The organism is Flagellimonas sp. (genome assembly GCF_965601775.1).
Lineage (GTDB): Bacteria > Bacteroidota > Bacteroidia > Flavobacteriales > Flavobacteriaceae > Flagellimonas.
This window is the reverse complement of sequence record NZ_OZ271837.1, coordinates 3,365,096-3,376,912: the sequence shown is the minus strand read 5'-3', so window position 1 is coordinate 3,376,912 and position 11,817 is coordinate 3,365,096. Positions and strand designations below refer to the sequence as shown.

Here is an 11,817-nt window from a genome sequence, read left to right as displayed (position 1 = left end):
TTGGCTTACAATAGTCTATTCAATGATTTCATTGTGACCTGTTCCTATTCAGCCAACTTGCAGGATATAATTGGTAACAAACATTTTGAGAGTTAAAGTAAGAAAAGTTCTTCCTTATAACCAACTAAGGAAGTAGTAGATTATAGCAGTGTTGGCAATTGTTCTATTATTTCTTTTCTGACCCTCGAGGATTTTGTCCTTTGTGGTATTTTATTTTGGTTGGGATTAATCCTCTATAATCTTAACCCTCCAACCTTTAATAAGCAACCAGAACATGAATAACAACTCTCCAAAAAAGGTTATCATCAAATAGCTCATTTCAACGGATGGGAAAAAGAAAGACCTCAAAGTGTCTATTAAATAACCTGCCCCGGCTATTATCAATAGAATTCCAAAAATTCTGGGTACGTAAGAAGCTTTATAAGTCAAAACTCCCAGCAGAATCAAGTATATGCCAAAAAAGACAAAAGCGAAACTCCATTGAAGATTGAAATTTTTGATAGCGAGCAAGACTTTGGAATACAGTGAATGGTCAAATGCCGATAGGTAATCTGAATTTGAGGTCAGGTTGAGTAAGCTTATAAGATTCAAAAGAGCGGCAAGTGTTACTAGGGCAAACACAATGCGGAATAGGGCTACGAGCAAAGAAAAATCCTTATTTGTTGGCCTCAGAAATAGGTATAAAGACCATGCGACTACAACATCGCAAATTAGGGTGATCAAGTGTAGAAAAATTCCCGTAGTGAACAGTGAACGATTTTCTTTTATGTTATTAAAAGTAATCTCCGCATTTTTATAATCTATTAATTCTGGGAAAATGACAAATTCAGCTACTGGTACCGTGAGTACCATGATAAAAATTCCAATCCCAGAGATTAATGCAGCCTTTTGAATTTGATTTTTCATAAGTACACTTTTTTACCTATATCACCTTAGTATTAGACGAAAGATAATCAAAGAAGGTTGCCCTTAACAATTAAAAAATGGTAACCTCTCAAACTATTGTCATATGCGCGACTTGTATTTCAGTTTTTTCTTTTTGAAAGGTTTTCAGCCAGCCTAAAGTATTTTTTTGCTTCTTTATCATTACCAGTAGACCTATAAGCTCTTCCAGTTCTTTCTAAGAGATCTTCAGAATCAGGGGATAGCGTCAGCAGGGTTTCATATATTTCAATAGCCTTTTTGGGATTTTCGTTTTTTTCATAAAAGTCGGCTATATCTAAAGTTCTATATTTCATATCCCCGATAAATTCATTTGTAACGAACTCCTTGCAATAGTTTTGAAAATGCCGATAATCATTGGCTCTCATGGCAGCACGAATGATAGTGTATTTAGACCATGATGAGAGGTCGGATGAAAATCCATAGGTATTGGCTCTTTTTTTACTATAATCATAAGCATATTCCAACCCCCCTGCTTTAATGAATTTTTTAAAAGAATCCTGTTGGAATTCAGGATAGTATTTAAAATAGGACCTTAACCCGTGATAGAGTGTTGGATATCCGGTTGAAGAGTGTTCTTCATTTAATAATTCAGTGTAATACCAGTCCAAGCCATTAATTTTCTTACTGGAAAGCCAATCATCAAGTTTTTCAGTACCCTGATTGACTTGATGCTCATCTGGGCTTACCGCGAAATAAAGCATGGTATTTCTGGTCGTTATATTATCCAAAGATTCAATGCTTTCCCAAATCGGAAATGGGCTTGCCAAAATATAGCCGTCAAAGGCCATGCTGTTTTTTAGGATAGTATTGAATGCAAGACTGCCTGCATATTCCCAACCAAATAGGAGTTTTTCTCCAGTAACACGAAAATTGCGCTCTACATAGGGTAATAGTTCTGTACGCATGAATTCAATGAACGTATCCTTACCGTTAGAAAAATGACGAAAACGTTGAGGGTAAGTAGTATTTATTCCTATCACTATAAATTCAGGTGTCAGCCTAGCCTGCTTAAATTTATTGCTTAAACTGACAGCGTAATTGAAGAAGAACTGACCATCTAAAATATAAAGAACAGGATAATTGATTTCTGTTGTTGTATAACTGGGTGGCAGGTAAACCTGAACCTGTCTTTTTTCTTCCAAAATTTTGGAATCAATACTGTAATTTGTTCCTACGACATTTGGAGCCCCTTCATTTTGCGCCACTGAACCAAAGCTTACCAGAAGATTAGTAATTATTAATACAAACGCATTTATCGTTTGCTTGTGCTTCTCAATGCTAACGGTCTTTGCCATGATTTCGTTGTTACTTTGAAATTCGGAGCATTTCCCACATGAGAAATCCAGCCGTGTTCATGGTTAATAGGTTTAAAGTTAGTAAGGACGAAGCAATAAATTATAGCTCATGTCCCGTGCAGTTTTCTTTTTAGTTATTTGTTCTTTTCACCATTGATAACATTATTCCGCTGAGAATTAATAGTCCACCCACAATTCTATTTTGCAGATAGACTTTTTCTTGATTTTCGAGATAAGATTTTAGCTTTTCAGCAAAGACAGCATAAATAAACAAAGACAGGCCATCGATGATTAAAAAAGTAATGGCAAGAATTACTATTTGAGGAATGATTGGATCGGTTTCATTCAGAAATAAGGGGAAAAGTGCTGCGAAAAAAACAATCGCTTTTGGATTCGCTGCGGACATCAAAAAGCCCTCTATAAATAATTTTGAAAAGCTCCTATCTTCAATTTTATCAGCCGATAGTTTTATTTGGGGTTTAGCTATAATCTTTGTTATTCCCATATATATCAGGTATGCCACTCCACACCATTTGATTAACTGAAACAATTCTCCTGAAGAAATTACAATGGTTGCCAATCCAATAGAGGCAAGAATTATTTGACATAGGTTTGCGGTTAAATCTCCCGCAATTGTCCCAACAGTTTTTCCTTTTCCATATTTCATGCTATTTGCAGTTGCCAATAAAACACTTGGTCCCGGTGTTATTGCCAAAATTAGGACCGTGCCAACAAACGAAAACCAGATTGTTAATTCCATAATTGTTTGATTTTATCTTTTTTCTACACTGTTTTTATTTTTTCATTTATGTCGTTATACAATTGCTTGGAATTCTCGACCATATGCCAATGGCCAACACCGTTGTACAATGTATTCGGAATTTCATTTTCCGCAATAAACTCCTGTGTTTCTTTTGGAGTATCGACATCGCCCCAGATATAAACTTTTCTGCAAGTTAATTCCTTGAATTCAACTCCACATTTATTTTCTTTAATGTGTTCTTGACTTGTCAAGCTCCAGTTTCTCATCCCTTCTGGCTCGGCAAATCTTAGGCTGCTATAATATCTTTTATACCGTTCTTCAAATTTTGCCTTCTCAAAGATTTCCTGATTAAATGACTCTACAAACGCCTCAGCAGATTTGAATTTCATTGGTTTACTCGAAAAATAACTATCCGCCTCCGTCAAATTTCCTTCAATATTGAAGTAGTAATTCACTCTTTCCGTCAGGTTTTGACAAATCCAAGTTCCAATTAATGCCCCCAACGAATGGGCAACTATATTTACGTTATTCTGATTTGATGTTTCTTTCTCTATTAGCTGAGCTATTAGATTAGCTTGTTCTTTAATAGAAACATAATCAGAATTTATTGGGCTAACACCAAATCCCGGCAAATCAATTACATATAGGTTGAAGTTATCATTAAGTGGGGAGTCAAAAACTTCCTTGTACGCCAATCCAGAATCAGCAAATCCATGAAGAAACCAAATGGATTGTCTTTCACTTTTAATATGATTGGTTCTGATGAATAAATTACTAAGAATCTGAATATTCATTTCATATTTTCTTAATAGTGTAGCAGGTTATTGGCTATGAGCCATTGTCTATCAATTACCCATAGCTATTGTTGTATGGCGCTATTTATTTGGTCTCTAAATTCATTTTTTTTGTCAACATGCAACGCCAAATTCTTGTATTTACGTTTAATGCCATACAGTCCTATCAGCTCGTTTTCTTGTTTTAATCGGATAATCACGTTGTGGCTTTCCAATGCTCCCAAGAAGGATAGTTTTCGGGTTTCCTTGTTTCGTTCTATATCTTTTGACGAAATCTCAATGCTGTCAATAGTATTCAAATCAATTGTTGTTTCATTCATTATTCCATACCTAAGGTATAGCGTATCACCTTCAATGGAAATGGGTCTTTTGGACATTGATTTTAGAAATCCAAAAAGCTGAATTCCGGTATAAATGCTCAAGAAAGTCAAAATCCAAGCTACCGTGCCGTTCCATTTCTGAAGAAGAATATGCAAGACAGCCGTTTCAATCCCAACAATGAAAATTATAGCAATCAATAAAGGAATTGTTCCGCTATTTTTATGATATGAGAATTCATTTGTATTCAGTTTTCTTTTTTTCCAATACATGAATCCGTAGTAAAACACAGCAATTTCGGTCACTACTGGAACAACCACACTTTTCGGAAGTATTTCGTAGCAAGTATTTTTTAAAGTAGTATAAAAGTCAACATTTTCTTTTTTGTTCTGTTTGTATCGTTTTATCGCTTTGGTAACCTTATAGATGACATAAGACACTATGGACAACTCGACTAGAGGAAATATCCAAGTTTTAAAAAGGTCGAGATAATATTGATTTTGAGTTGGAAGAATTATAGTTGCGACCACCATTCCAACAATCAAAAACGCGACTACGGTTGTTTTTGGAATGCTTGTTTTTTGAATGAGCAAAAAGTAGAGCAAGGGAACAGTTAGTAACATGTCGAATGTAATTCCAGCGGATAGATCATTTGGGTATTTATGGAAAATGGATGATTTCGCAAGCAGTACCATCGTTCCAATAACTAATATTGGGATTCCAAAAATGAGTAGGCTTTTCTGAAAATTTAAAGTTTTGTTCATGCGTTTGGTGCGTTAGGCCTATGCCATATAGCCATTATTGTAAGCAGTTTTTTTAATTTGGTTGTAAATAACAATTGTCATTCAATTGAATTTTTTCGCCATCGTAAAAGTCAATTTCTTGTCTCAAGTCCTCAATAAATTTCAATTCATCCATTGGACAAATTTTCATAAATCTTTTTTTCACGATAAGTTTTCCATTTTGTTCATTATAGATGGCAACCCGAGTTAGGTTTTTATGGTTGTTTATCCATTCTACATTAAACTAATGTCCAAGACCTTTACCGTTTCCTGACCAGAATGCGGATTCAGGAATTCCTTTGATTGGAATAGGTGTCTTTTCGATATCAATGTCCATTATGAACCGATATGCTTTGTTTTTTGGTTTAAGCTTAAACATTGATTCATAATAGTTTCCAATAAAGCTATTCAAATCACCTAAGTTTCCGGTATAAAATTTAATCGAGTCTGAATTGTGTTTTATAGTCAAATTTACTTCGTCCCTCTCTTCTGTTTTTAATATACGCTCTTTATTATTTGTCAAAAATTTATTGAAACTCCAAGTTGTATCTTTTTCGTGAATCTTAATTACTTCTGTTACTTCAGGATCCATCATTTGAACAACTTTTAACTCAATATATAAACTGTCATTTGATTTTGTTAGAGTTATCTTTTCTGTTGTCATCCACATGCAGCTTGATAAATCAGCCCAAATCTTAATTGTATCTAATTCGGTTATTTTATCTGTTAATTCTGTAAAATCAGTTTTAAGATTAAAGTCAGATTTTTGCAATACGATATCCCTGTTGGTTTTATTTATGCAACCAATTCCAATGAGGAATATTAGAAATATGAATAATTGAATCTTTTTCAAATTGCTTACAATGGTCTCCACTAAGATTTCGCGGTCAGCGCCACGACGTTTTTTAGTTTATTCAAGTTAGGAAAAAATGGCTAAGAGATAGGCATAGGCTGTAGCCATTATTATGCATATTGTTTTACTGCTTTGATTTGTAGTTTAGTCCGGTTTTAAATCCACAAAATGCTAGCAAAATCAAAAGTAAAATTTGGGTTGCAAGGGTAATTTTTGAAAAGATTTCGAAAATATTTTCAATCTGTCCAATTTCTTCTTCAATCTCTGGAGATTCTACCTCTGTACTTAGTGGTGGATAAATTGTCCATCCGGAATGTTGTAAGAGTATAGAATCTATAATTGAGTTTAACCCGGTAAAAAATATTATTAAAAGTATTGTCGAAACAATCAAAATTAGATTTGCGGTCAAATTTTTAAAGTTTTGGTTTATCGCTCGGATTAGATAAACCAAGAACAAAGTCAAGACTAAAATTAAAATCGTTAGATGAACATTTGCAAAGACAAAATAAGTATCGTGAATATTGATATCCAGGGTTGAATTGGCCCTAAATCCGTCTATCCCAAAAAGAAGAACCGAAAAAATACCTGCAAGTCCCGCGGTTCCCGAGAGCCAAGACACTTCTCTCTTTTTCAAACTTCAAATATGTTTTGATTTGACAATATTGTGCATGACGTTTGTTTAAAGATACACGAAACCAAAACACATTTTTATGTACCAATATGAGGTAAAACTAGTGGGTGAAGACGCTTTTGTTAAAATTTACAGGAATAGAAAAGAGAGGATCAGTTCAAAACCTGGGTCATTTTGGCCTTAATCTCTTCCAAACACAAATTGCCCAAACTCCCTTCATGCGTATGCTCAATGTCCTTTTTGGGTTTAAAATTGCCATTTTCTATGGCCTTGCCCATACTTTTATAGGCATCCCTAAAGGGAATCCCGTTTTTTACCATTTCGTTTAAAGTGTCCACACTAAACAAGTAATCATATTTGGGGTCCTCCAAAATGTCTGACTTGACTTGAATCTCTTTAAGGCTGAAGGACATCATTTCTAAACAGGCTTTCATGTCCTGAATTGCAGGGACAATCACTTCCTTGACCAATTGCAAATCCCTGTGGTACCCGCTGGGTAAGTTGGCCATAATTAGACTTAACTGATTGGGAATGGACTGTAGTTTGTTACACTTACCGCGAATGAGCTCAAAAACATCCGGATTTTTCTTGTGGGGCATAATGCTACTTCCCGTAGTAAGTTCATTGGGAAAGGAGATAAAATCAAAGTTCTGACTCATATAGAGGCATATATCCATGGCCAATTTTCCCAAAGTAGAAGCCACACTAGCAATTCCAAAGGCCGTGGCACGTTCTGCCTTTCCTCTTCCCATTTGGGCGGCCACTACATTGTATTTGAGGGTTTCAAAATCCAAAGCTTGGGTAGTAAAACTTCGGTCAATAGGGAAAGAACTTCCATAACCTGCCGCACTCCCTAAAGGATTTTGGTCGGCGACCTTAAAGGCTGCTTGGATAAAGTATAGATCATCTACCAAACTTTCAGCATAGGCAGAGAACCATAGTCCGAAAGAAGAAGGCATGGCAATCTGTAAATGGGTATACCCGGGAAGCAATACATTTTGATGTTTGTCGGCCAATTTCAATAATAGGTCGAACAAGGTTTTTACCTGTGCCCTGATTTCCTTGAGTTCATCTTTGAGATAGAGTTGCGTAGCTACCAAAACCTGGTCGTTTCGGGAACGTGCGCTATGGATTTTTTTACCAACATCTCCTAATTTTTCAATCAACAGATACTCGATTTTGGAGTGCATATCTTCAAAATCATCTTCTATGGTAAAGGTTCCTTTTTCAATGGATTTACCAATGACATCCAGTTCTTTGACCAAACTTTTGGCCTCATCTTCACCTATAAGACCCACTTTCCCTAACATTTGGGCATGAGCTTTGGACGCTATCACATCATACTTGGCTAGGACCAAGTCCAATTGGCGGTCGTTGCCTACGGTAAAATGATCTATTTTCTTTTCGGTACTGAATCCTTTATCCCAAAGTTTCATAATTCAATGTTCAATTAACGGTTTACAATGAACAATAATCAATTAATCAATGGAATCTAAAACTACTTATTGATGATTGAACATTGTTCATTGATTATTGTAAAAATCCTTCTAATATTTTAATATACAGGCCTATTCCCTCCTCAATTTCGTGAACGAAAATATATTCATCGGCTGAGTGGGAACGTGTGCTGTCGCCGGGTCCCAGTTTCAGGGATTGGCAACTTAGGGCCGCTTGGTCCGAAAGGGTAGGCGAACCATAGGTTTTTCTACCTAGGGACAACCCACTTTTTACCAAATCATGATTGGGATCAATGGCCGAGGAATTTAGTCGCAAGGAGCGCGGAGTCATTTTGCATGGCGCTTCCGCTTGCAATAGTTCTGCAATTTCGGCATTGGAATAACGGTCGTTCACCCGAACGTCCACCACCATATCCACATGCGCTGGGACCACATTATGCTGTTTGCCCGCATTGATTTGAGTAACAGTCATTTTTACCTCTCCCAAAGCGTCCGAAGTCTTTTCAAAGCGATAGTTCTTAAACCATTCCAAGACATCAATGGTGTTATAGATAGAATTGTTGTTGTTCGGATGGGCCGCATGCGAGGGTGTTCCTTCCACTACGGCATCAAAAACGATAAGCCCCTTTTCTGCAATCGCCAAGTCCATTAAAGTAGGTTCCCCCACTATGGCGACATCAATTTGGGGTAAGTTAGGAAGCAGGGAAAGCAAGCTGTTTGGACCTGCACTTTCCTCTTCCGCAGTTGCCGCCATAATAATGTTGTGGTTCAGGTCATCCCGATGGTAAAAATGCACAAAGGTGGCCAAAAGGGAAACCAAACATCCCCCGGCGTCATTGCTGCCCAAACCATAAAGTTTTCCATCTTCCACATGGGGATGAAAGGGGTCTTTGGTATAGGCGGTATTGGGTTTTACCGTATCGTGATGGGAATTTAATAAAAGGGTTGGTTTGGAGGTATCAAAATGTTGATTGAAGGCAAATATATTGTTGACCTGCCTTTGGGTTTCGATGCCAAAATCTCCCAACCAATTTTGAATAGCATCCGCGGTTTTGTCCTCTTCACTGGAAAAGGACTGGGTAGAAATCAATTCCTTTAATAAGGCAATCGCCTTCTCAGTCAATGTTTTTTGATTGTGACTCATAATGTCAAACGTGTATATTTTGATGAAGTATTCGACAACATACCTTCGTTGCCAATACATACTTGATGAACGTTATTTTGCAGGGCATAAAAGCAATTGTGCATTTTGGGTAACATACCATCAGCAATGATTCCCTCTTTTAGCAATTCCTTATAGCTTTCGGAGTTGATGTGTTCAATTACCGAATCTTCATCGGATACCTCTCGCAAAACTCCCTTTTTCTCAAAACAATAGTACAATGTGGTCTCATAGTTTGATGAAAGACCCACCGCCAATTCCGCTGCAATGGTATCTGCATTAGTATTGAACAATTGCCCATTTCCATCATGCGTTAAGGCACAAAAAATGGGAGTAAATCCGGCTTCCAAAAGCTTGGATATGTTTTCTGCATGCACCCCATCTACATCGCCCACAAAACCAAAATCGATATCATTTATTGGCCTTTTGTGTGCATGTATGGCATTGCCGTCAGCGCCACTCATTCCAATGGCGTTGGTTCCCATGCTCTGGAGCTCCGCCACAATATTTTTACTGACCAGTCCTCCGTAAACCATTACGGCGACTTCCAAACTGTCGGAATCTGTGATGCGCCTTCCATTAGTAATTTGTGCTTTAATCCCCAGTCGGTTACCCAGTTCCGTGGCTTTTTTTCCACCTCCATGGACCAAAATGGTATGATGCTCCATTTTGGAAAATAACCCCAAAACTTGGGTCAGGGATTTTGCATCCCCAATGACATTTCCTCCAATCTTTACTATGGACAATTTTGGTTTCATAGTTTTTCCAAGAGCTTTTTTAATACAATTTGCGCCGAAAAGGTCCGATTATTGGCCTGCTCAATCACCAAGCTTTGCTTGCCATCCAATACAGCATCTTCAACGACTACGTTCCTTCGGACTGGGAGACAGTGCATGAATTTGGCATTACCTAACTTTTCTTGGGTCATCATCCAACTGGAATCTTTCGAAAGCACTCGGCCATAGTCTGAATAACTACTCCAATTTTTCACGTAGACAAAATCTGCACTTTCCAAGGCTTTTTCCTGGTCGGATTCTATTTGACAACCTTCGGTAATCTCTGGATTGAGCTCATAACCTTTGGGATGCGTAATTACAAAGTCCACCTCTTGACCTTTCATCAGGGTCACAAACGAATTGGCTACGGCATGGGGTAAGGCCTTCGGATGTGGCGCCCAAGACAATACCACTTTAGGTTTTGCCTTTGTTTTATTTTCAGCTAACGTAATTGCATCTGCCAAGGCCTGTAAAGGATGTGCTGTGGAGCTTTCCATATTCACAATGGGAATGGAAGCAAATTTGGCAAATCCGTTCAGAACTTCTTCGGCTTCATCTTTTGCTTTATCCTTTAATCCAGCAAATGCACGAATGGCAACAATGTCGGCGTATTGCGAAACCACTTGAGCGGCCTCTCGAATATGCTCTGAAGTGCCTTGATCCATGACGGTTCCGTCTTCATATTCCAGAGCCCATCCTTCATTTCCAAAATTCATGACCATAACTTCCATGCCTGAATGCATAGCTGCTTTTTGCGTACTTAAACGGGTACGAAGGCTGTTGTTGAAAAACAACAAACAAATGGTTTTGCCCTGTCCCAAGTTTTTAAATTGATACGGGTCTTTTTTTAATGCAATAGCTTCGTCTACCCAATCGGGCAGGGAATCGATATCTTGTAAAGAGAGAAAGTGTTTCATGAAAGTTCTTTGTTTAAGGCTTCAAAGAATTGATCAATATGGTCTTTGGAAATGTTCAATGCAGGCAGGATGCGTAACAGTTTTTTGTTCTTGGAACCCCCAGTGAAAAAGAGTTGATTGTGAATCAATCTTTTTCGGAGGTCTGCTACTTCAAAATCAAATTCCAGCCCCAACATCAATCCTCTTCCCTTAATTTTTTTCACTTGTGGAATTTTAGCTGCCTCCTGTTTAAAGTAATCCCCCAAGATTTTCGCATTTTCAATCAAGTTTTCTTGCTCCAGTACTTCCAATACAGCCAAGGTAGCGACACAGGCCAGGTGATTTCCTCCAAATGTGGTGCCCAACAACCCGTAAGATGCCTTTATGGACTCATGAATCAAGATGCCACCCACTGGAAAACCATTGCCCATTCCCTTTGCTATGGAAATAATATCGGGATGGATTCCATGATGCTGGAATGCGAAAAAGGCCCCGCTACGTCCGAATCCGGATTGTACTTCATCAGCAATGAGTACCACGCCATTTTCTTTGCACTTTTTGGCTACAAACTGATAGAATTCTGTGGAAGGTTCATCCAATCCACCGACCCCTTGAATCGCTTCCAAAATAACTGCACAATGGGCATCGGATTGGATTGCCTTTTCAAAGGCTTCAAAATCATTCAGTGGTAAAAAGGTAACCTGCTGTTGTCTGTTTATCGGCGCATTGATGGCAGGATTGTCCGTAGTGGCCACGGCAGCGGAAGTCCTTCCATGAAAGCTATTGGAAAACGCAATCACCTTGGATTTTCCGGTATGAAATGAAGCCAATTTTAAGGCATTTTCATTGGCCTCAGCCCCGGAGTTGCATAGAAACAAGTTGTAGTCCTGACAATCTGAAAGCTTACCCAAAAGGCCCACAAGTTCCTGCTGCAACGGATTTTGCACTGAATTGCTGTAAAAAGCAATTTTTTCCAACTGTTCCTTAATGCGATTTACATAATGGGGATGTGAATGACCAATAGAAATGACCGCATGACCGCCATAAAAATCCAAATAGGTCTTTCCATGGTCGTCCTTCACCTCAATTCCCTTCGCAGATACTGGAGCGACATCGTATAGTGGGTATACATCGAACAAGTCCAT

The 11,817-nt window shown here is 38.0% G+C and carries 12 protein-coding genes; all 12 read right to left on the bottom strand.

Going from position 1 to position 11,817, the window contains the following annotated elements:
* Positions 1-225 precede the first annotated feature (225 nt).
* The 12 genes from ACSLUF_RS15590 to ACSLUF_RS15535 all read right to left on the bottom strand — a co-directional run bounded on the left by ACSLUF_RS15590 (position 226) and on the right by ACSLUF_RS15535 (position 11,817).
* On the bottom strand, positions 226-906 hold the full coding sequence (locus ACSLUF_RS15590) for a DUF4386 domain-containing protein (protein WP_435623582.1): 681 nt from the start codon (positions 904-906) through the stop codon (positions 226-228).
* 119 nt (positions 907-1,025) lie between these two features.
* On the bottom strand, positions 1,026-2,240 hold the full coding sequence (locus ACSLUF_RS15585) for an alpha/beta hydrolase-fold protein (protein ID WP_435623581.1): 1,215 nt from the start codon (positions 2,238-2,240) through the stop codon (positions 1,026-1,028).
* A 130-nt stretch (positions 2,241-2,370) separates the two neighbouring features.
* Positions 2,371-2,907, bottom strand: coding sequence for a LysE family translocator (locus tag ACSLUF_RS15580; RefSeq protein ID WP_435623580.1), 537 nt, complete (start codon positions 2,905-2,907; stop codon positions 2,371-2,373).
* A 116-nt stretch (positions 2,908-3,023) separates the two neighbouring features.
* Positions 3,024-3,797, bottom strand: a complete 774-nt coding sequence (locus ACSLUF_RS15575) for an alpha/beta fold hydrolase (RefSeq protein WP_435623579.1) — start codon at positions 3,795-3,797, stop codon at positions 3,024-3,026.
* A 65-nt stretch (positions 3,798-3,862) separates the two neighbouring features.
* A complete protein-coding gene (locus tag ACSLUF_RS15570; protein WP_435623578.1) occupies positions 3,863-4,879 on the bottom strand; it encodes a hypothetical protein in 1,017 nt (338 codons plus the stop codon).
* Positions 4,880-5,141: 262 nt separating this feature from the next.
* Complete coding sequence (locus ACSLUF_RS15565) at positions 5,142-5,771, bottom strand: hypothetical protein (RefSeq protein ID WP_435623577.1); 630 nt, start codon at positions 5,769-5,771, stop codon at positions 5,142-5,144.
* A gap of 103 nt (positions 5,772-5,874) precedes the next feature.
* Positions 5,875-6,159, bottom strand: a complete 285-nt coding sequence (locus ACSLUF_RS15560; RefSeq protein ID WP_435623576.1) for a hypothetical protein — start codon at positions 6,157-6,159, stop codon at positions 5,875-5,877.
* A 374-nt stretch (positions 6,160-6,533) separates the two neighbouring features.
* Positions 6,534-7,817, bottom strand: coding sequence for an argininosuccinate lyase (gene argH / locus ACSLUF_RS15555; RefSeq protein ID WP_435623575.1), 1,284 nt, complete (start codon positions 7,815-7,817; stop codon positions 6,534-6,536).
* A gap of 94 nt (positions 7,818-7,911) precedes the next feature.
* On the bottom strand, positions 7,912-8,982 hold the full coding sequence (locus ACSLUF_RS15550) for a M20 family metallo-hydrolase (protein WP_435623574.1): 1,071 nt from the start codon (positions 8,980-8,982) through the stop codon (positions 7,912-7,914).
* Positions 8,979-9,758, bottom strand: coding sequence for an acetylglutamate kinase (gene argB, locus ACSLUF_RS15545; protein WP_435623573.1), 780 nt, complete (start codon positions 9,756-9,758; stop codon positions 8,979-8,981). The genes ACSLUF_RS15550 and argB overlap by 4 nt, the downstream gene beginning before the upstream one ends.
* Positions 9,755-10,693 carry an acetylornithine carbamoyltransferase gene (locus tag ACSLUF_RS15540; protein ID WP_435623572.1) on the bottom strand — a complete coding sequence of 313 codons (939 nt, stop codon included), beginning with the start codon at positions 10,691-10,693 and terminating at the stop codon, positions 9,755-9,757. The genes argB and ACSLUF_RS15540 overlap by 4 nt, the downstream gene beginning before the upstream one ends.
* Positions 10,690-11,817 (bottom strand): aspartate aminotransferase family protein, encoded by a 1,128-nt coding sequence (locus ACSLUF_RS15535; RefSeq protein ID WP_435623571.1) that lies wholly within the window; start codon positions 11,815-11,817, stop codon positions 10,690-10,692. The genes ACSLUF_RS15540 and ACSLUF_RS15535 overlap by 4 nt, the downstream gene beginning before the upstream one ends.

Bases quoted from the DNA above. Each gene is read 5' to 3' on its own strand.
- ACSLUF_RS15590 (WP_435623582.1), bottom strand. From the start codon at position 906: ATGAAAAATCAAATTCAAAAGGCTGCATTAATCTCTGGGATTGGAATT.
- ACSLUF_RS15585 (WP_435623581.1), bottom strand. From the start codon at position 2,240: ATGGCAAAGACCGTTAGCATTGAGAAGCACAAGCAAACGATAAATGCG.
- ACSLUF_RS15580 (WP_435623580.1), bottom strand. From the start codon at position 2,907: ATGAAATATGGAAAAGGAAAAACTGTTGGGACAATTGCGGGAGATTTA.
- ACSLUF_RS15575 (WP_435623579.1), bottom strand. From the start codon at position 3,797: ATGAATATTCAGATTCTTAGTAATTTATTCATCAGAACCAATCATATT.
- ACSLUF_RS15570 (WP_435623578.1), bottom strand. From the start codon at position 4,879: ATGAACAAAACTTTAAATTTTCAGAAAAGCCTACTCATTTTTGGAATC.
- argH (WP_435623575.1), bottom strand. From the start codon at position 7,817: ATGAAACTTTGGGATAAAGGATTCAGTACCGAAAAGAAAATAGATCAT.
- ACSLUF_RS15550 (WP_435623574.1), bottom strand. From the start codon at position 8,982: ATGAGTCACAATCAAAAAACATTGACTGAGAAGGCGATTGCCTTATTA.
- argB (WP_435623573.1), bottom strand. From the start codon at position 9,758: ATGAAACCAAAATTGTCCATAGTAAAGATTGGAGGAAATGTCATTGGG.
- ACSLUF_RS15540 (WP_435623572.1), bottom strand. From the start codon at position 10,693: ATGAAACACTTTCTCTCTTTACAAGATATCGATTCCCTGCCCGATTGG.
- ACSLUF_RS15535 (WP_435623571.1), bottom strand. From the start codon at position 11,817: ATGGACTTGTTCGATGTATACCCACTATACGATGTCGCTCCAGTATCT.